Origin of the sequence: Bacillus sp. FSL R9-9410 (genome assembly GCF_038050385.1) — a bacterium.
Classification (GTDB): Bacteria; Bacillota; Bacilli; order Bacillales; family Bacillaceae_G; genus Bacillus_A; species Bacillus_A cereus_U.
Genome location: NZ_JBBOTV010000001.1, coordinates 55,603 through 75,101, shown reverse-complemented (window position 1 = coordinate 75,101; position 19,499 = coordinate 55,603). Strand labels below are relative to the sequence as shown.

Below are 19,499 nucleotides of genomic sequence, written 5' to 3'. Positions count from 1 at the left end.
TTATGTTGCTCTTATGATTTGTACATCAGCAGGAATAATTGCTTCTCCCTCATACATCATTGTGCGACCATTTTGCCATTCAACACGTAATAATTTGCGGTTGTCAGACTGGAATTCCCATACGTGCTGTTCCTCTGAAGCAGCGAATGGCGTTTTCCCCATAACAACAACACGTCCATTATATTGTTCTTCCATATGATACTCTATATCATCCATTTCAATCGTCGTCGGAATTTCATCGATTGAATCTAAACGACCATCAATCGGTGTATACAATTTGTAATACGTATTTTCACGGTCTTCAATCTTCAAATAACGAATATCTTTCCCGTCCTGCAAAGTTAAAACAATCTCTTTACGAGAATGCATGCTCGTTTTCCCAGTTAATTCGTACATGACTAACGACACTTCAATCATATCGCCAGGAGCTAACGTCAAAAGACTCTTTTCTGGTTTCGGCGGCTCTGGGCTTTTCATTATATTTTTAATACGTTTAAATAAGCTCACAATCTACCCCTCCTTTTCTCTTTATAAACAAGCACCTAAAATAAGTGCCCCAACGATATGTAATGAACCAGCTAACAGCGCATGTGCTACGCTGCCTTCTTTCGTTCCTTCTTCTAAATCTAAACCAGACATTTTCTTTAACACAAACTCAATGAACATTTCTACAACTAATAAAATAGCGAAAGAAACTGCGGAGGCAAGAAGCGCCTGCCATAAATCATTTGCTTTCGTAATCGATTGTGACAAAATGTATCCTTGAGCGAATAATTTCATAACGAAACGTGTTGTCACTGCTGTGTTTCCATTTTTTATTTCTTTTAAATCATTGTATTTTGTAAAAATCGAATCAACCCACATAATTGCAAATAAAAGTACCGCACTCGCTCCAGTCCATACAAGCATAGCTAAAACATTCATCCACGTCATTACACAACCTCCTCTAAAATAGTAATAGAAAACCGACATGAATTCTCTTCAGACATGTCGGTTTCTTTGTCTATTCTATATTATTTCTCGTACTGCTTCATAATACGAGCTAATTCATCGTCAACAACAGAATTTTTGTTTAAGCTTGCGAACTCATCATCTAACGACTTTTCTTTCTTGTAAATTTCACCGCTTGCTTCTGCTTCAGCCTCTAGTTGAAGTGCTTTCTCTTCCATACGGCTTAAACCAGCTTTTGCTGAATTTGAATCGAATCCAGACATCGCCTGATTAATATTCTTTTGTGCTTTCGCTGCATTTACACGCGCTACAAGTGTTTCACGTTTATTTTTCAGCTCTGTTAATTGCTTACGCATTTCTTCTAGCTTAAGGCGAAGATTATCAGCAGCAGCTTTGTTTTGTTCATAGCTTGCTTTATACTCATTCATCTTTTGCTCTGCATTTTGTTTTTCTTCTAGAGCACGGCGCGCAAGATCTAAGTTGCTAGCTTGAACAGCCATATGAGCTTGCTCTTCACGTTTTTTCACAAGTGCTTCTTGCTCTTCAAATAATATTTTGAATTTCTTCTCAAGTGCGATTTGAGCTGCTACACTTTTCTCAGCTTCTTGTACATCCGCTTGCATATCGCGTAAATATTGATCCGTCATCTTAACTGGATCTTCAGCTTTTTCAATTAATGAATACACATTCGACATTGTTAAATCTCTTAATCGTTTAAATACAGACATCCAAATTCCTCCTATGATATACCTCATATTTCAAATTCACTACTTGGAAAATTAAAAATCTCCCTTTTCAGTAAGAATATTCATTTTTACAACCTATGTGTTTATTATAACAAAACTAAGATTTCCTTACATGTTATTTCCAAAATACAGCCAATATAATATGACATTCCATATAGAATATTGTATTCCTACTATATCCTTATTATTTCTGCCTCCAAAATTAACTTATTTTTGCGCGATTTCACTAAATTACATAATTGTAATGTTACTGTAAGCTAACTCGATAGTTACGTTTCAATATTTCTTATACACTAATACCAGAAGCAACGGAATAGCAAAAAAGCTTCTCATACTGTAAGGACTAATACAGAAACTGTATTTACTATAAAACATATAAAAGGAGAAAAAGCAAACGGCTTTGTATTATATGGAACAGAAGAGCAAGTCACGCAAATTGCAGATAAAAACAAAAAAGAAGTAAAAGAAAAAGATATGTATAAAATGAAACTTACAACACTTGAAGATAAAAAAGTTCTTGTAATGGATAAGAAAACTGGTGAAGAGTTTGTTAAGAAAGAATTACTGAAAAAAGTCGATAAAAATGACGACACAAAAGCAATTGATAAATTACCAGCTGTAACAACAGAGCAAGGTGTATTATTCGCAAAAGATAAAGTAGAAAATGCTACACTTGATGGTTCAAAATTAAACTATGAAGGTAATACAATTATCGGTGATGGCCGTTCTTATGCAGATATGTTCGCCATCGTTGATGATGCGACATATGGAAATGTGAAAGGTGAAGAGAAATCTGTAGGTGTACTGAAGTTTGATAAAGACCCTAGCAAAGAATTACCTGGAGCAAATGGAGTAGAAGCATCACAACTTGTAAAAATTAAAAAATAAAGAAAAAAGCTTTGCGAAATTCGCAAAGCTTTTTTCTATTTATGAGCAATTTGCTCCATATCTGGACTACAAGTTTGCGATTGACATGACTTACTTAAAGAGCATGCTGCACATTTGCCTTTTTTACTTCTCTTTACAAAATTAACTAACGTATATGCTGCATAACCAAAAATGATAGCTCCAATTATAATATTGACCATCACCGCGATACATCTCCTTCTAGAATCCGAGTAAGGATCCAACTTGGTATATAATGAGCGTTAATACATAAGCAACAACGAGCGGATAAATGACAGAGAAAACTGTCCATTTCATCGACCCTGTTTCACGTTTAATGACAGCTACTGTGGCTAAGCACGGAACATATAATAAAATAAAGAACATAAATGCATAGGCTGATAGCGCAGTATAATGTGCTCCCATTACATTTCCTAGCACATCTTCTTTAACCGCATAAATAATTGCCATTGTAGAAACGACAACTTCTTTCGCTAAAAATCCTGTTAAAAGGGATGCCGCAGCTTGCCACGTTCCAAAACCGAGCGGTGCAAAAAGTGGTGCGATAAATCCACCAATCATCGCTAAGAAACTGTCTCCCATATCAACACCAAATCCTGATGGACCTGCATAGTTTAATAACCAAATGACAACAGAACCACCGAAGATGAATGTACCTGCTTTACGAACAAATCCTTTACCTTTCTCCCACGTGCTGAGCCATAACGTTTTCGCTTGCGGCACACGGTATGGCGGTAGTTCAATGACAAAAATAGATTTTTCCGCTTTTAAAATAGTAAGAGACATAATTTTTGTAACGAGTAACGCAAGAACAATACCTGCGATATATAAAGAGAACACAACAGTTGCCTGACTATTAGGGAAGAAAACTCCCGCAAATAATGCATATACAGGTAAACGTGCTGAACAAGACATAAATGGTGTTACAAGAACTGTAAGTAAACGTTCTTTTTCTTGTTCAATCGTTCTCGCTGCCATAATACCTGGAACGTTACATCCAAAGCCGATAATCATCGGAATGAACGCTTTTCCGTTTAAACCGAAAAACTCCATAATTCTATCCATAACAACTGCAATTCGTGCCATATATCCTGAGTCTTCTAATAATGAAATGAAGAAGAATAGTGCAAAGATTTGTGGAACGAATACTAATACCGCACCAACTCCAGCAATAATACCTTCTGTAACGAGTGCTTGAATAAAGTCAGAAGCGCCAACACTTGTGAGCCCAGCTGTAACCCAATCAGTAAGTTGTCCGCCAAAAAATCCATCAAGCATATCAGATAAAGGTGTACCAATCCACGTAAACGTAACCTGAAAAATAAAAAACATAACTGCTAAAAAGATTGGAAGTCCTAAAATTTTATGTGTAATTAACCTATCGATTTTTTCCGAAAAAGGAATTTTCCCTTCTTTCTCATGCTGCATAACATTTGTTTTTAACTTTTCAATATACGCTTCACGAGTCTTGTAAATGTGCTCTTCTAACGTACAATCAAGTTTTCCATCTAAACGAGATCGAATGGCTATAAGTTCCTTATAAATTGGTAGTGCTTTCATTTCTTTTTCTACTACTTCGTTATTGCTTAGAAATTGTAGGGTTAACCATCTCGGATGCTCATAATTCGCTGTCTCTAAAAGAGCAATTATCTCTCCAATTCCTTCATCCATTTGTACACCATATGAAATAATGAATGGCTTTTTCTCTTTTTGTTTCTCTTCATGAAGAGTAGTAAGTAATTCTTCACAGCCTTTTCCAGTTCTTGCGATGACAGGAACGACTGTTACACCTAATATTTCTGATAACCGTTTTACATTAATCACAATTCCTCTTTGCTTTGCCACATCAACCATATTTAAACCAATTGAAACGGGCTTACCAAATTCAAGTAATTGCAATGTTAAATGCATATTCCGCTCAAATTGAGAAGAATCCACTATATTTAACATATGATGAAATTCGTCTGTTAGTAGAAAATTCGTAACGACACCTTCATCACGTGAAACTGGATTCAAATCATAGACGCCTGGTAAATCAATTAATGTTCCTTGCTTATCTTTTAATTTACCAACCTTCTTTTCTACTGTTACACCGCTCCAGTTTCCTACATACTCATAAGAACCAGTCAGTGCATTAAATAATGATGTTTTCCCTGTATTCGGATTCCCTAGCAAAGCTACCTTATTCACGCTAATTCCACCTTTATCATTTTCGCGTCACAATGACGAATACTAATTAACTGTCCACGACACTCCAATGTACAAGGACCTTTAAACATCGCTTTCTGTTTCAGGCGAAGTTCGCTTCCTTCCGCGAGGCCGAAAGCAGCCAGTCTACGCTTTAATAACTGATCTAACGACTGAATACTTTTTACTAACACTTTCTCACCAATTTTAATATCTACTAAGCTCATAACCTTCCCCCTCAGAAGAGAATGATAATTATTTTCAAAAAGATTATATCATACTCTATTTCACTTGGACTATACCTTTTCACTTCATATTTATTAACATTTCAATACAATTCTATTTCAATAATTGTCATAAGGTATTTGTTTGCCATTCTCATCCATTTCGCTTACAATAAACAATAACAAATAAAGAATCTCGTTATCGCAGGGGGAGCCTTACCGCTGAGAGGGAACATTTCGTTCCGACCCTTTGAACCTGTTAGTTAATGCTAACGCAGGGATTGTGCAAACGTCCGAAATACATACCTCTTTTTTATTTACGTATTTCGTATCCTCCTATGATAATGTTCTTTTTTGTGCAACTTGGATTTAGGGGGAGACAACATGCGTAACACCAATTTACAAGCGATGATCGAATCTGCTATTCTTGCAGCCTTCGCCTTGATTATCGACATTTTACCATTATCACTTAAACTTCCAACAGGCGGTTCCATCTCATTTGCTATGATTCCTATTTTTATTATTGCATACCGCTGGGGCTTCAAAAGTGCTTTCTTAGGAGGCTTAATTTGGGGGCTATTACAAATCGTCGTAGGTAATGCCTACATTTTAACACCAGTGCAAGCATTTATTGAGTACTTCGTTGCCTTTGCCTTTATCGGCTTTGCTGGTTTATTCTATCGTCCAATTCAAAAAGCACTTGCCTCAGACAACAGTGATGCAAAGCATTCAAGTTTTGGTAGTCGCAAAGATAAACCAAAACAAAACAAAGGAAAAAAAGCACTCGTTTACATTATCCTTGCCACATTTGTCGGCAGCTTTGCACGCTATTTCTGTCACTTTATTGCTGGTATTATTTTCTTTGGTCAATATGCACCTAAAGGACAATCAGCTGTCTTATATTCATTAATTGTAAACGGCAGTACAATGATCGGTTCTTTCATACTATGTACTGTATTACTAATTCTTTTATTTACAACTTCACCACGCTTATTCAAAAGCATCGGTGCTTATCAAATGAATACAAAAAAGAAGAGCGCTTAATTATGAACTGCACCCCAATTGTTAGACACAGTCTAACAACTGGAGGTGCAGTTTTTCTATGGCTAAATTTACAGCTGATGAAAAAATACAAATCGTTCTACGTTATTTGAACGGAAATGAAAGTTATCGAGAAATGGGTAGAGCGATCGGTATAAGTGGCACAATCATTTTGAATTGGGTAAACCAATATAAGCAGAATGGTGTGGAAGCTTTTCTAAAACGATGTACAAATTACACACAACAATTTAAACTAGACGTACTAAACTTTATGATTGAAAACGGTATGTCCTTATTTGAGACGGCAGCTATCTTTAACATTCCTGCCCCTTCAACGATTTCTGTTTGGAAAAAACAACTCGAAACACAAGGAATTGATGCCCTTCAATCTAAGAAAAAGGGGCGTCCATCCATGAAACAAGATTCAAATAAACAATTAAAACAAGCTTTAGCTAAAGGGTCAGTCGAAGCACTTGAAGCACGTATTAAACAGCTTGAAATGGAAAATGAGTACTTAAAAAAGTTGAATGCCTTAGTTCAAAACAAGGAAAAGTCACTAAACAAGACAAAGCGCAAGTAGTCTATGAATTAAGGCATAAATATTCGGTGAAGGCACTCGTGGAGTTAGCTAATATTCCACGAAGCACGTATTATGATTTAGTAAAGAAAATGAATCGCCCAGATGTAGATGCCGATTTGAAAGCTGAGATTAAAGCGATTTATGAGGAGAATGAAGGTCGTTATGGCTACCGTCGTATTCGTGATGAGTTAACGAATCGTGGTCAGAAAGTGAATCACAAAAAGGTGCAACGTATTATGAAAGAGCTTGGATTAAAGTGTGTTGTGCGTATGAAGAAATATAAATCCTATAAAGGGAAAGTCGGTAAAATTGCACCCAATATTTTAGAGCGTAATTTTTATGCAGATGCACCGAATCAAAGATGGGTAACAGACATCACAGAGTTTAAATTGTTTGGAGAAAAACTGTATGTATCACCTGTATTAGACTTGTATAATGGTGAAATTATTACCTATACAATTGGTTCTAGACCGACGTATTCACTTGTTTCAGAGATGTTAGAGAAAGCATTAGAACGTTTACCTGAAAACCACCAGCTACTGATGCATTCGGATCAAGGATGGCATTATCAAATGAGACAGTACGTCCGTACACTTGAATCAAGAGCTATCGTACAGAGTATGTCTCGAAAAGGAAACTGTTACGACAACGCAGTAATAGAGAATTTCTTTGGGATTATGAAGTCGGAGTTCCTCTATATAAAAGAATTTGAATGTATAGAGCATTTTAAAATAGAATTAGAAAAATATATAGATTATTATAATAAGAAACGGATTAAGGCAAAATTAAAAATGAGCCCGGTACAATACCGGACTCATTTGGATCAAGTAGCCTAATGAAATAACCGTGTCTAACTTTTAGGGGTCACTTCATTAGCGCTCTTTTTTCATATCGTAATATCAATAATAAATACAATAAATGCACAAAAGAAAATAAATACCATCACACCTAGTAAATTGCTATTCACGGCTAATCTACTCCTTACATAACCTCATATTCTAAACAGATTATACTGCGTAAAAATAAAGATTAAGTAAAGATAATATGAAAATAACTTAAAAAAAAGCGTAACATGTATTGTCTACGCTTTTTTCGGTAAATAGAAGTAAAATAACACACCATCTTCGGTATTCTTCACCCCATATTCAGCATTGTGCAGTTCTAAAATATTTTTTGAAATCGCAAGGCCAAGCCCTGTTCCACCTTGTGAACGTTTTCGCGCCGCATCCACACGATAAAAACGATCCCAAATTTTATCTAATTGTTCTTCTTCAATGTGGGAACCTTTATTTTCAATACACACTTCTATGCGATTCTTCTCATCTATTATGGAAATAATAATATCTTCTTTTTCTGGTGTATAACGTATTGCATTCGTAATGAAGTTCACTATTACTTGTTCAATTCTATTTTGATTCCCAACCACTTCAGCTGGACATATATGCTTGTGCACACTCAGTTCTTTTTTCTCTATCTCCGATGAAAGCTGTTCGCATATTTCTTCAATCACTCCATCGATATAGAAAGAATCCATCTTCATGTTGTATGTGCCAGACTCAAATTTAGCTAATTCAAGCATATCCAAAATTAGTATATCCATCTTGTCTACTTCTTTTTCCATCGCCTGAAAATAGTATTCTTTTTTATGCTCAGCTACCCCATCTTTTAAAATAGAAATACAGCTTTTCATAATACTCAGCGGCGTTTTTAATTCATGCGAAACGCCTGCAATAAATTCTTTCCTGGTGTTTTCTAACTTTCTTTCTTTTTCAATATCTTGTTCTAACTGTCCAATATGTGAATGTAGTTTATTAGATAGTGTATTAATATTTTTTGATAAATCACCAATTTCATCTTTTGAAGTAATCGGGATTTTTTCTGTAAAGTCTAAATGTGCTATTTTCTTCGTTGTATCATTTATTTTTAATAACGGTTTTGCGATTTGTTTTGAGTAATAGAACGAAGCTAGAAATATAAGAACGACTACAAATGCGATGATGTAGATATAATAATCTTGCACCATTTGTACAGCCTCATCTACAGGCTGTAATGAAGCCATCGCATATATATATGCTACTGATCCGTCTTTTTCTTTTATTGGTTTGATTAATAATTTATATTTTATATCATTCTTTTCATAGTCCATTATTTGTGTTGAATATTGTATTTTATTACTCTCTTTTTGTAATAAATCAGTTTGAAATTCCTTTATACTATCTAAGAATAAACTATTTTTATAAATTGGATTCACAGGACCTTTTACATCGGGTAACTGTACTTTCGTAACACGTCCTCTTATGTAAGGATCTGATTCCTGAGCAGCTTGTTCCTGAACGACTTGCTTCTTTTCCTTAACAAGTGGTTCTTGGGCCGGTTTCTTTTTTTCCTCAGCTGCTGTAATCATTTTCTCCTTAAATATTTTTTCTAACGGTTTATTAGATCCACTTAAATTCCCCTTGCCTAACTCGAAAAAGAATGGAATAAAACTATCTTCTTTTTTCACTCCAGCAAAATTAATTTCTTGCTCTAAAACTTCACGTGATGTTTTACTTTCAATTTCTTCTATATTGATGAGATAGTACAAGGGCATGATGAATGTTTGTTGTCCAAAACTTTTCTGGTTCTTACGGTCTATCGTGACCTCAAAATAATAATCATTTGCATGCTTTAAATTCCCATACTGGTCTAAAGTCGTAATCCACGTATTATTTTCTCTTAAAAAATCTTGCTCCAGTTTCTGAATTCCTTCTGCACTTCCTGCATAATTCAAATAATTCTTTTCAAAGGAATTTAAATTGACTTTAATATCTTCCACTTTTCGATTCGCATAATATTGTTTGAAAAATATCGTTTGTCCAATAAATATCGTCGCTAAAATCAACATGCATAATGCTGTTGTAAGGGTAAATAATTTAAGTACAATCCCTTTTCTCATATGTTCCCCTCAAATTTATAACCAGTTCGCACTACAGTTGTAATGTGCTTTGCTTTCTCTCCTAATTTATTTCGCAAATTACGAATATGGCTATTAACAGTGCGATCATCTCCAGCAAACTCATATCCCCAAATTCTTGAAATTAATTGCTCTCGTGTTAGAACAATTCCTTGATTTTTCATGAAATACACTAATATTTCAAACTCTGTATGTGTTAACGCAATACTTTCTCCATCAACCGTAACAGTACGAGATGGGAAGTGAACATAAATTCCATGAATACATATTGTGTCATCTTCACTATTTGGAGATTCTTTCAAAGCTTTTCTACTTTCCAATAATCGTTTCGCTCTCGCTAATAAAATTGGTGGGCTATACGGCTTCGTCACATAATCATCTGCTCCAAGTTCAAACCCAAGTAACGTATCATCTTCATCTACGCGTGCTGTAAGCATAATAATTGGTACTTGGGATGTCTTACGAATCCTTCGGCAAACAGACCATCCATCTAGTTCCGGCAACATAATATCGAGTATAACTAAATCAACTTCTTCTTCCTCAAACAAGACTAAAGCTTCTTTCCCGTCTCTCGCTTCAAGCACTTTATATTGTTCACTCAAAAAATAATCCTTTAATATTTCACGTAAAATATCTTCATCTTCAACAATCAAAATGTTTTTTGACATAACTTATGTATCCCCCTCCCACTTTCAGAAACTACAATTTTATCCCGATTGGTGAAGGCTAATAATCAGAGGGGGCACGGACAAGACCCCCTCTGATTAAAGTTTCACTTTATTTTGAATAACTACCAGTTAACTTCGCCTCGATAATATATCTATCTGGTGCATCTCCTATATACTCAAATGGATAGCAAGTCGTCAGTGTTAATATTGGTTCTTCTTTTTTTATAATAACAGTACGATCATCCGCATGGGTAATCCATGTCTTTTGAATTTCATATGTGTAAGTTTTATTATCATACTCTAAAATAAGAGTATCCTTTTCTTTTAACTCTCCTAAATCTGTAAATACAGTATCTCGATGCCCACTGAGTACAGTATGTCCTCCTCCAGATGGAGTTGTCGTTAAATCGCTAACAAACATACCAACTCCTTTTTTCAAAGTTGCATCATTCGCTCCCCAATATATAGAAAACTTCTTCTTTATTTTCGGTATATTTAACATCGCTACCTTTTCTCCTTCTTTATGCTGTGTTTGAGAAGAAGGTACTTGGGAAGTTACAGGTGTTTCATATGAAAGTTGATTATCTTGTATATTTTTAAGGCTCTTTATTTCTTCTTTCGTTAATTCTTGAGCAGAGCTTTTTCCTTTATACCATTCCACAGCGTAATACGATCCCATGAATAGCCCTATGGCCATCAATATGATACCGACATAATTGAGTAACTTCATGTTCCATCCCTCCATGCAAAAAATGGTAGGAATAACCTACCATTTTTAATATATGAAATTATCCCATTCTTTATAGGAAAATATTTTATTTACGCCTTAACTTTATTACGACGCTTCAAACCAAATAATGTCCCTATCCCTACAAGACATGCGCTTAGTGCCATCATTGCTACATTATTTGATGCTGTGTTTGGTAATTTTTCACCTTGTACAGCTGGCTTTGCTACTTCTTTTTTAACTGCGTCATTTTTTTCTTGTACTTGTGCTGCTCCCTTTTTCTCTACTTCGTTCTTTTGTTGTACCTTAATTGCTTCTTCTTTTTTAGCCACATCACCTTTTTCTTGTACTTGTGCTGCTCCCTTTTTTTCTACTTCGTTCTTTTGTTGCGCTTTTATTGCTTCTTCTTTTTTAGCGACATCACTTTTTTCTTGTACTTGGGCCGCTTGCTTTTTCTCTGCATCATTTTTTTGCTGTTCCTGAATTGCTGCTTCCTTTTTAGCTACATCTGACTGTACTTGCGCTGCTTCTTCCTTTGTCAGTGTTCCAGTTGAAGCACTCGCTACCGAAGAATAACCTACTGTTAAAAGTGCCATTGCACAAATTGGTAATAGTTTCTTTTTCATTTTCATTCTCTCCTCTTATACGTTTTACATCACGTCGCATCGGATGTATCATTAGAATAAACAATAGATATAAATATAAGATGCAGATGAAATGGAGTTCTGTTAAAGATTTCATTATAAAAAAAGGTTATCCAAAAATAATCTCTTGGATAACCTTTTTTATTTAATCTACACTTAAAGCTTTCTTCCCCATTTGGTTATAAATACTTGCAAACCAACTCTTACTCACTTTTACATTTTTTGTCCCATAGAATGGATCATTATAATACACATAATTATCATCCACACCTGTTAAAACAACCGCATGCGTATTCATTCGTCCATAAATTGTTTTTCCGCCTGGTGTTTTCCACGTTGTAATTGGTCTTGGATTATTTAGTGCTACAGTTACCCAAGTAACAACCGGTTTCCCATTTCGCACATAATCTTCTAAGACTGAAAAATCATTTCCTGTTAAATTCGTTCCTCTTGCATATTTATCTAACAATTTTTTTAATGGTTCCGGATTAATAGAATATCCTGGCGTATTTCCTGTCACATCACCTACAAACCCTACATCTGGATCTCCCCAAATTTGTGATGAGGTTTTATAGTTCTTTAATTTCGTTTGATCAAAAGGCATTTCAAACGCAAATGCTACTTTATTTAATGAGCGACCAATTTGATGTTCCACAAGCATTTGTAAAGAAACTACTTCACAGCCATTGTGTAATTCTGGGAATTGATAAATTGACGGTACATTCAATATCACTTGACTACGATTAATATTGCCTTCATTAACCCACTTTAGACCATTATTAGTTTGTATTTGAAGCCAACCGCCTTCTCTTTTGCTATACACTTCTACTGTTTGCGGAGAATATTTCCCTGATACACGCGATACAAAACTAGGGCTGTCATATGCAAAAAATACTTTAGATAAATACTTTGTCTCCTTTTTCGTGTCCAACCATTGATATCCTGCATATGTACTTATACGAAGCCACGTTCCTCTTTCTTCTACAACAGTTACTGTTTGTGGTCCATAATACGCTAAAACAGTCGCAGACCGTGACGGAGCATCATAAGTAGTAAAGTCTCTATCAATCTGTACTTTCTTTTCAGTTAGACATACCCATTTATAGCCTACACTAGTCCGAATTTTAATCCAATCTCCTTCTCTTTCTTCAACAACTGTCACTGCTTGCGGAGTATACTCGCCTGAAATACCAGACGATAATGACGATTCATTATATGTAACGAAGTTTTTCGTTATATTTACTTTCTTCTCAGTTAAGCACACCCACTTAAAACCCAAATCCGTATAAATTTTTATCCATCCACCGTCTCTTTCTTCATATACCCTTACTTCTTGTGATGCATATTCATTTGAAATACCTGATGATAATGATGGACCATTATAAGTAAAGAAATTTTTCGTTATATTTACCTTTTTCACTTTTACTTCGCTATCTTTAGATTTATCTGTCACCGCAACAAGTCGAGCTGCCTCAGCACGTGTTATCGATTTATCAGGTTGCCACTGTGTTCCATTAATACCACTTGATATACCTAATTCTACTAAAATATTAATGAATTTCTCGCCCCAATGATCTTTCACATCATTAAATAATGTCGGTAATTCTCCATTAACTTTCGAATCTAATTGATATGCTTGTACAAGCATTGTTGCCATTGCCGCTCTTGTCATTTGACCGTACGGATTAAATTTCCCATTTCCTTCACCTTTAATAATTCCTGCTTTTTCCACCGCTGCAATGTAGGAAGATGCCCAATGATCTTTCGAATCTATAAAGGTTGGCTTGTCCCCTTCTTTAACTTCTAATCCTAAAACTTTAGCCATAATTGTAGCCGCTTCAGCCCTACTTAATACGTTATTCGGTGAAAATGTTCCATCTGGCATTCCTGTAATTACTTTTTTATTCACTAAATAAGTAACAGACTCTTCCGCCCACCCTGGAACATCAGGGAATGATTGTGGTGCTGCTTGTAAATTACTTACTGCCCGTTTTAATTCTACTTCTCTTTTTTCCTGTTCTTCCTTTTGCTTTAATTCAATTTCTTGTTTTGCTTGTTCTTCCTTTTGCTTTAATTCAATTTCTTGTTTTGCTTGCTCTTCTTTTTGCTTTAATTCAATTTCTTGTTTTGCTTGCTCTTCTTTTTGCTTTAATTCAATTTCTTGTTTTGCTTGCTCTTCTTTTTGCTTTAATTCAATTTCTTGTTTTGCTTGCTCTTCTTTTTGCTTTAATTCAATTTCTTGTTTTGCTTGCTCTTCTTTCTGTTTTAATTCAATTTCTTGTTTTGCTTGCTCTTCTTTCTGTTTTAACTCTATTTGCTGCTTCTCCAATTGTTGCTGTTTTATTCGTAATTCCTCTTGCTGTTTCTTTAATTCTTCTCTCTTTTGCTTTTCTTTTAATTCAGGATTTGTCTCTTCTTGTTTATTCTTTTCGTTTACTTCTAATCGACTCTTCTCTTCAAGCTCTTCCTTCTTTTTTTGTTCCTCTAATTCATTCGATTTTGTTTCTTCTTGGTTATTCTTTTTATCAATCTTCTTTTCTTTTAGTTCTAACGGATTCTTCTTTTCAAGTTCTTCTTGTTGTTTCTTTAATTCATCTAATTTTTGCTGAACTTCTTCTAATTGTCCTTTATCTTCGCTATCTTGTTTTAGTAATTCTTCTTTTTTCTGTTTTAATTCGTCAACCTTAACAAATAACTCTTCCTGCTGTTTCAAAATATCCGTTCTTTTTTCTAATTCCATTTGTTGCTCTTGTATAACTTCTAATTGTTTTTGCAACTCACTCTGTCTATCACTATGTATACTCTGTAAAGCTTCTATATTATTTCCTGTTTTATTTTCAATTTCCGCTAGCGAACTAGAAGGAAATGTTAATAGATTCGTTGCCAACAAACTTGCTACTGCAATTACACTATATTTTTTCATCATACACACCTTTTCTAATTTTACTTCCATCATATTTCCTACCATATGTAAAATGTAAGATTCCTTTATAATCATAACAAATCTTTCCTACGCTAAGGGACTTTTTATGGACAAGAAAAAAGCACCGTATAAATACGATGCTTCTTTGGATGTATCTCAATATTTATTTGTTACTTTCGCGTGATTGAGAAGTAGAAAGGGCCGGAGTGATAACTAATTGTCTCGGCTCAGTTTTCTTGAAGTGATTTTTGACGTTACACTTACGACATTGAACGACCCACGCTTTAATAGGATTTGTTAAAATAATTTTTTGCCTGTCGTTAGGGGTCTCTTCTTCCAATTTACAACTATCGCTCCACTTACTCCATTTCATTGTAAATTTAGAAGAAGAATGATCGTCTTCTCGATCAAACATCTGCAAAAAATCCATTTCTCCAGCTAGCATTACGGTGTTACTAGTTGCTAAAAAAGAAAAAGTCGTCCAATGTTTCTCCATGCCCTCCTACTCCTTTTTCACATATAGAGTGCCTAAAACTTAATTTACCTAAAATATGCTTACCTTTTACCTTACACTTATAGTTTATCCAAAACACTACAATGCAACTATCGATTTGTCTTACAAATTACCTTACATTTTTGTAAGAAACGAAAAAACCTTCACTATATATATGTGAAGGTTTCTCATTTCTTATCCCGCATTAACTGGCAGTAAGACTCCCACCTTAAAATTCAGCGAATGCGAAGAAATTAGGTGGGAGATAACTGCCCGTAAATGCCCGATTGGTTCAACTAATAATCAGTGGGGGATGGACAAAAACCCCCACTGATTAAAGTTTCACTTTATCTATATGATCTTTCATATCATCAAGTCCAGCTTCTTGCAGCTGTGACATCATACCGTGGGAAATTGCGCCTAATACTAAAGTCATTCCAATTAGTGAAATGCGAATTACAGGTACATCAATTATGTAAGCCAACATGCCAAGAACAATTGTTAAAAGCAATGCTTTTATAAATGTTACACTTGTATACTGTTTCTTTTTCATCATAATCACCCTTTATGGAAGCGTTTTCTTAATGTGATTAGTATATCATATCATCTGACTATTTTGTGGGACTTTCTGTAAAAACCTTATAACTTCTTTGACTTTTCCCTTTCTATCCTTTACAGTCGAAATGTTCACAAGTTTTACACTGTAGGAGGATTCAAATGAAAATTGAAATAAAAGACACTTTAATTTCTGAAGAACAATTACAAGAAAAAGTAAAAGAACTAGCTCTTCAAATCGAACGTGATTTTGAAGGAGAAGAAATCGTAGTAATCGCTGTATTAAAAGGATCTTTCGTATTCGCTGCTGATTTAATTCGTCACATTAAAAACGAATTAACAATCGACTTTATCTCTGCATCTAGCTACGGAAATCAAACAGAAACAACTGGAAAAGTAAAACTATTAAAAGATATCGATGTAAACATTACTGGAAAAAACGTAATTGTCGTAGAAGACATTATCGATTCTGGTTTAACACTTCACTTCTTAAAAGATCACTTCTTTATGCATAAACCAAAAGCATTGAAATTCTGTACGTTACTTGATAAACCTGAGCGTCGTAAAGTGGACTTAAAAGCTGAATATGTTGGCTTCCAAATTCCAGACGAATTTATCGTTGGCTACGGTATCGACTGTGCAGAAAAATATCGTAACTTACCATTTATCGCTTCAGTTGTAACGGAATAATATAAAAAAATAAACTTCCATCAATAATTGATGGAAGTTTATTTTCTATCACGATTCGTAAAAGACAAAGGGAGAGAATAAAAATGATAAAGACAAAATTTGAAAAAGTACTCCTCATCGTAAATCCGAAAGCAGGACAAGGCGATTTACATACGAACTTAACGAAAATCGTACCACCTCTTGCTACGGCTTTTCCTGATTTACACATCCTACATACGAAACAACAAGGTGATGCAACAAAATATTGTCAGGAGTTTGCTAGTAAAGTAGATTTAATTATCGTCTTCGGTGGTGACGGAACTGTATTTGAATGCACAAATGGCTTAGCCCCTCTTGAAACTAGACCTACACTTGCAATCATTCCAGGCGGAACTTGCAACGACTTCTCTCGCACACTTGGTGTTCCGCAAAATATTGCAGAAGCAGCAAAACTCATTACAAAAGGACATGTAAAACCAATTGATGTCGCAAAAGCAAATGGACAACACTTCTTAAACTTTTGGGGTATTGGACTCGTCTCTGAAGTATCAAACAATATTGATGCAGAAGAGAAAGCAAAGCTTGGTAAAATTGGTTACTATTTAAGCACCATTCGAACTGTAAAAAATGCTGAAACATTCCCAGTAAAAATCACTTACGACGGACAAGTATATGACGACGAAGCTGTCCTTGTTATGGTTGGAAACGGTGAATATCTCGGTGGTATTCCTTCCTTTATTCCGAACGTAAAATGTGATGACGGAACACTTGATATTTTCGTCGTTAAATCCACAGGGATTCAGGCATTTAAAGATTATATCGGAAAGAAACTATTTGAAGACTCAAATGAAAATGATATCTTCCACGTAAAAGCGAAATCCATTCATATTGAAACAGAAGAAGAAAAAGAAGTAGATACAGATGGAGAAAGTTCCCTTCATACACCGTGTCAGATTGAATTGTTACAAGGGCACTTTACGATGATTTATAATCCTGCGGTTGTGTAATACAAAAAGACGAGCTAAAGTTTTAACATTTAGCTCGTCTTTTTATTAGAAAGGCATTTTGATCTGCTCTTTCATTTTTAATATAAGTTTTCAAAATCAAACTCCACCCAATTTTTCCAATGCGTATTAGAATCCTTATTCACAATAACACTTGGATCTTTCTTCTCTATTGCAGCGGCTACTGATTGGAAGAATTCATTTCCACTTACTTTCTCGTCCTCAACATGTTGCCATTCTTCCGTTTCATACGCTACTTCCCAGTCACCTTCTAAACCGAACTCTTCTAAAATTTCTTCTTTACTCCACCATAATAATGTTCTAGCTTCGTCATTAGTAGCAAGCATACGCATGAAGTATATTGGATAATGCTCTGTCGTTTGTACTTCTATTCCATTATTCACATAAGCTTCTTCTGTAAATTGATATTCAAAATGATGCTCACGAATTTTCACACTGCCGTTATAAATATCAGGTATAAATTCACCTTCATCATCAAACAACTCATAATCTCCATCATTTAATTGCAAAATACCATCATCACCAATTGAGTGATTTATTCTATCACCGTATACTTGAATATCATTAAATACACCTAATGATCCTACACCGACAACCTGAAACACCATTAACCAATCCTTATTATCTTTAAAGAAAAGAGAGAATTTCACTTGTGAAATATCCATATAGTCATTATCAAAAGCAAGAAATTCATAGTTACTTTGTTTTTTATCTAATATATTTAAAATATCTTTTTTCATATGTATCACCTTCACCTCGATATAAACAAAAACATTTTTTCAATTTCACTAGAGTATAGCATAGATATACTTGCCTTTCACATTCTAATAATACTACTAAAAAAATAGCAAAATGGTCTGTTTGCATGTCTTAGTTATTTTTATGTACAATAAAGGAAAGAAACAACTTGAGACAAGGGAGAGGAAAAGCTGTGTTCAACCAACAGTTAGTTAATTTACGCATTGATTTTGCATTTAAACAATTGTTTGGTACGAATGGTAGTGAAGATATTCTAATCGCTTTTTTAAATGCTATGTTACAAGAATCATTAGAGTCACCCATTGCTTCTCTACAACTAGAAGATCCACATTTACATCCAGAACATGAAGATGCTAAATTATCAATTTTAGACATTTCAGCTACGCTCAATACAGGAACGAAAGTAAATGTAGAAATACAACTCAATAATAATCACGATATGATTAAACGTAGTTTATATTATTGGGGAAGACTATACATATCTCAACTACAAAAAGGTATGCCATACAGCGCACTTCATAAAACCATCACCATAAATTTATTAAACTTCATAATGTTTTCAGAACCCCCTGCCTTCCATACAACGAGCATATTATGGAATATACAACAACAGAAACCCCTGAGTGACGACATAGAAATCCACATTGTAGAAATTCCAAAATTAACACTGCAATGGCATGAAGAAAAAGTCAATCCGTGGAAAGATCCGTTTGCGAGATGGCTCTTATTACTTTCAGCAAATGAGGATGAGCACTTAACTAAAACATTGGAGGACATTGCTATGAACCGAGATCCTATTTTACAAAAAGCGATAAATAAATGGGAACGTATGAGTCAAGATTCCTCTTTCCGACAAGCCTATGAAGCGCGGGAAAAAGTTTTAATGGATGAGGCTGCAAAATTTGCCCACGCAGAAAAAGAAGGAATGAAAAGAGGTATGGAAAAAGGCCTCGAAAAAGGATTAAAGAAAGGGATTGAGAAAGGGATTGAGAAAGGAATTGAGCAGGAGAAAACACAAATGATTAAAAATATGTATGAACTTGGTTTACCGCTTGAAACAATTGCTAAAGCCAGTCAATTAAGTGTATATGAGATTGAACGTATTTTAGAACATAAATAATCATGAAAAAGAGCTTGAATTATTTCAAGCTCTTTTTATCAACTTTCCTCAATAATATCTAATTGAGCCTTATAATATTCATCACACTCTAATGCAGTTCGAAGAATTCCTTTTTTATCTGGCAATAAAACTCTTAAAACCTCTCGATCTAGCTCTATGAAAGACTTCATACTGACAGGATAACCTTCAATAATATTTGTGTATTCTATTCCCTGTTCAAACTTTTTTCCACTCTTTATTTCTTCTATTAAAAAAGATATCTCTTCATCGTAGTTGCTGGAGGATGTTAATTTTAATACCTCTAGACTACTTATATTCTCTTTTCTTT

General features: G+C 34.7%; 19 protein-coding genes, 2 pseudogenes and 1 riboswitch. Of the genes and pseudogenes, 6 read left to right on the top strand and 15 right to left on the bottom strand.

Features of this window, described 5'->3' with window-relative positions:
* The 3 genes from MKX77_RS00450 to MKX77_RS00440 all read right to left on the bottom strand — a co-directional run bounded on the left by MKX77_RS00450 (position 1) and on the right by MKX77_RS00440 (position 1,679).
* Complete coding sequence (locus MKX77_RS00450; RefSeq protein ID WP_215554528.1) at positions 1-507, bottom strand: DUF4178 domain-containing protein; 507 nt, start codon at positions 505-507, stop codon at positions 1-3.
* Between the two features lie 21 nt (positions 508-528).
* On the bottom strand, positions 529-933 hold the full coding sequence (locus tag MKX77_RS00445) for a DUF350 domain-containing protein (RefSeq protein WP_215554529.1): 405 nt from the start codon (positions 931-933) through the stop codon (positions 529-531).
* A gap of 80 nt (positions 934-1,013) precedes the next feature.
* Entirely contained in the window at positions 1,014-1,679 is a 666-nt protein-coding gene (locus MKX77_RS00440) for a PspA/IM30 family protein (RefSeq protein WP_002015754.1), read from the bottom strand.
* Between the two features lie 399 nt (positions 1,680-2,078).
* On the opposite strand from MKX77_RS00440, the pseudogene MKX77_RS00435 reads away from it, so the two are divergent.
* Positions 2,079-2,585, top strand: a pseudogene (locus tag MKX77_RS00435) (lipoprotein BA_5634 family protein); the annotation flags it as partial.
* Positions 2,586-2,620: 35 nt separating this feature from the next.
* Here the strand turns inward: MKX77_RS00435 and MKX77_RS00430 are convergent.
* From MKX77_RS00430 to MKX77_RS00420, 3 genes are read right to left on the bottom strand one after another with little or no spacing between them, the layout of a single operon-like run.
* Entirely contained in the window at positions 2,621-2,788 is a 168-nt protein-coding gene (locus tag MKX77_RS00430; protein WP_000989601.1) for a FeoB-associated Cys-rich membrane protein, read from the bottom strand.
* A gap of 16 nt (positions 2,789-2,804) precedes the next feature.
* Positions 2,805-4,793, bottom strand: a complete 1,989-nt coding sequence (gene feoB / locus MKX77_RS00425) for a ferrous iron transport protein B (RefSeq protein ID WP_341305528.1) — start codon at positions 4,791-4,793, stop codon at positions 2,805-2,807.
* Positions 4,790-5,017 (bottom strand): FeoA family protein, encoded by a 228-nt coding sequence (locus tag MKX77_RS00420; RefSeq protein WP_000060512.1) that lies wholly within the window; start codon positions 5,015-5,017, stop codon positions 4,790-4,792. Before MKX77_RS00420 ends, feoB begins: the two co-directional genes overlap by 4 nt.
* A 194-nt stretch (positions 5,018-5,211) precedes the next feature.
* A riboswitch (TPP riboswitch) is annotated at positions 5,212-5,313 on the top strand.
* Positions 5,314-5,398: 85 nt separating this feature from the next.
* Between MKX77_RS00420 and thiT the strand changes: the two genes are divergently transcribed.
* The gene (gene thiT / locus MKX77_RS00415; RefSeq protein ID WP_341305527.1) at positions 5,399-6,058 is read left to right on the top strand and encodes an energy-coupled thiamine transporter ThiT; all 660 of its coding nucleotides are present in this window, start codon (positions 5,399-5,401) and stop codon (positions 6,056-6,058) included.
* 58 nt (positions 6,059-6,116) lie between these two features.
* Positions 6,117-7,471 (top strand): IS3 family transposase gene (locus MKX77_RS00410; protein WP_341305526.1). Its coding sequence is split into 2 segments (ribosomal slippage): positions 6,117-6,570 and positions 6,570-7,471, totalling 1,356 coding nucleotides; the frame shifts between segments, so codons are not numbered across the junction.
* Positions 7,472-7,716: 245 nt separating this feature from the next.
* Here MKX77_RS00410 and MKX77_RS00405 read toward each other — a convergent pair.
* The 7 genes from MKX77_RS00405 to MKX77_RS00375 form a co-directional block, all read right to left on the bottom strand.
* Complete coding sequence (locus MKX77_RS00405) at positions 7,717-9,570, bottom strand: sensor histidine kinase (protein WP_341305525.1); 1,854 nt, start codon at positions 9,568-9,570, stop codon at positions 7,717-7,719.
* Positions 9,567-10,256: a response regulator transcription factor gene (locus tag MKX77_RS00400; protein WP_341305524.1), complete on the bottom strand. Its 690-nt coding sequence runs from the start codon at positions 10,254-10,256 to the stop codon at positions 9,567-9,569. The genes MKX77_RS00405 and MKX77_RS00400 overlap by 4 nt, the downstream gene beginning before the upstream one ends.
* 109 nt (positions 10,257-10,365) lie before the next feature.
* Positions 10,366-10,986 (bottom strand): class D sortase, encoded by a 621-nt coding sequence (locus MKX77_RS00395; protein ID WP_341305523.1) that lies wholly within the window; start codon positions 10,984-10,986, stop codon positions 10,366-10,368.
* Positions 10,987-11,075: 89 nt separating this feature from the next.
* Positions 11,076-11,609, bottom strand: a complete 534-nt coding sequence (locus tag MKX77_RS00390) for an LPXTG cell wall anchor domain-containing protein (RefSeq protein WP_341305522.1) — start codon at positions 11,607-11,609, stop codon at positions 11,076-11,078.
* 163 nt (positions 11,610-11,772) lie between these two features.
* Positions 11,773-14,550, bottom strand: a complete 2,778-nt coding sequence (locus MKX77_RS00385; RefSeq protein ID WP_445819109.1) for an S-layer homology domain-containing protein — start codon at positions 14,548-14,550, stop codon at positions 11,773-11,775.
* A gap of 163 nt (positions 14,551-14,713) precedes the next feature.
* Entirely contained in the window at positions 14,714-15,046 is a 333-nt protein-coding gene (locus MKX77_RS00380) for a hypothetical protein (protein ID WP_341305521.1), read from the bottom strand.
* A gap of 331 nt (positions 15,047-15,377) precedes the next feature.
* Positions 15,378-15,599, bottom strand: a complete 222-nt coding sequence (locus MKX77_RS00375; protein ID WP_215554538.1) for a hypothetical protein — start codon at positions 15,597-15,599, stop codon at positions 15,378-15,380.
* Positions 15,600-15,760: 161 nt separating this feature from the next.
* Here MKX77_RS00375 and hpt point away from each other — a divergent pair, with 161 nt between their 5' ends.
* Both hpt and MKX77_RS00365 read left to right on the top strand, forming a co-directional pair.
* On the top strand, positions 15,761-16,288 hold the full coding sequence (gene hpt / locus MKX77_RS00370; protein ID WP_000687585.1) for a hypoxanthine phosphoribosyltransferase: 528 nt from the start codon (positions 15,761-15,763) through the stop codon (positions 16,286-16,288).
* 83 nt (positions 16,289-16,371) lie between these two features.
* A complete protein-coding gene (locus MKX77_RS00365; RefSeq protein WP_341305520.1) occupies positions 16,372-17,274 on the top strand; it encodes a diacylglycerol/lipid kinase family protein in 903 nt (300 codons plus the stop codon).
* A gap of 77 nt (positions 17,275-17,351) precedes the next feature.
* On the opposite strand, the gene MKX77_RS00360 is transcribed toward MKX77_RS00365, so the two are convergent.
* On the bottom strand, positions 17,352-18,032 hold the full coding sequence (locus MKX77_RS00360) for a DUF7003 family protein (RefSeq protein ID WP_341305519.1): 681 nt from the start codon (positions 18,030-18,032) through the stop codon (positions 17,352-17,354).
* Positions 18,033-18,223: 191 nt separating this feature from the next.
* Between MKX77_RS00360 and MKX77_RS00355 the strand changes: the two genes are divergently transcribed.
* Positions 18,224-19,171: an Rpn family recombination-promoting nuclease/putative transposase gene (locus MKX77_RS00355; protein WP_341305518.1), complete on the top strand. Its 948-nt coding sequence runs from the start codon at positions 18,224-18,226 to the stop codon at positions 19,169-19,171.
* Between the two features lie 38 nt (positions 19,172-19,209).
* On the opposite strand, the pseudogene MKX77_RS00350 reads toward MKX77_RS00355, so the two are convergent.
* A pseudogene (locus MKX77_RS00350) lies at positions 19,210-19,422 on the bottom strand (DUF4262 domain-containing protein); the annotation flags it as partial.
* Between the last annotated feature and the right edge of the window lie 77 nt (positions 19,423-19,499).

Bases quoted from the DNA above. Each gene is read 5' to 3' on its own strand.
- MKX77_RS00445 (WP_215554529.1), bottom strand. From the start codon at position 933: ATGACGTGGATGAATGTTTTAGCTATGCTTGTATGGACTGGAGCGAGT.
- MKX77_RS00440 (WP_002015754.1), bottom strand. From the start codon at position 1,679: ATGTCTGTATTTAAACGATTAAGAGATTTAACAATGTCGAATGTGTAT.
- MKX77_RS00420 (WP_000060512.1), bottom strand. From the start codon at position 5,017: ATGAGCTTAGTAGATATTAAAATTGGTGAGAAAGTGTTAGTAAAAAGT.
- thiT (WP_341305527.1), top strand. From the start codon at position 5,399: ATGCGTAACACCAATTTACAAGCGATGATCGAATCTGCTATTCTTGCA.
- MKX77_RS00405 (WP_341305525.1), bottom strand. From the start codon at position 9,570: ATGAGAAAAGGGATTGTACTTAAATTATTTACCCTTACAACAGCATTA.
- MKX77_RS00400 (WP_341305524.1), bottom strand. From the start codon at position 10,256: ATGTCAAAAAACATTTTGATTGTTGAAGATGAAGATATTTTACGTGAA.
- MKX77_RS00395 (WP_341305523.1), bottom strand. From the start codon at position 10,986: ATGAAGTTACTCAATTATGTCGGTATCATATTGATGGCCATAGGGCTA.
- MKX77_RS00390 (WP_341305522.1), bottom strand. From the start codon at position 11,609: ATGAAAAAGAAACTATTACCAATTTGTGCAATGGCACTTTTAACAGTA.
- MKX77_RS00385 (WP_445819109.1), bottom strand. From the start codon at position 14,550: ATGAAAAAATATAGTGTAATTGCAGTAGCAAGTTTGTTGGCAACGAAT.
- MKX77_RS00380 (WP_341305521.1), bottom strand. From the start codon at position 15,046: ATGGAGAAACATTGGACGACTTTTTCTTTTTTAGCAACTAGTAACACC.
- MKX77_RS00375 (WP_215554538.1), bottom strand. From the start codon at position 15,599: ATGATGAAAAAGAAACAGTATACAAGTGTAACATTTATAAAAGCATTG.
- hpt (WP_000687585.1), top strand. From the start codon at position 15,761: ATGAAAATTGAAATAAAAGACACTTTAATTTCTGAAGAACAATTACAA.
- MKX77_RS00365 (WP_341305520.1), top strand. From the start codon at position 16,372: ATGATAAAGACAAAATTTGAAAAAGTACTCCTCATCGTAAATCCGAAA.
- MKX77_RS00360 (WP_341305519.1), bottom strand. From the start codon at position 18,032: ATGAAAAAAGATATTTTAAATATATTAGATAAAAAACAAAGTAACTAT.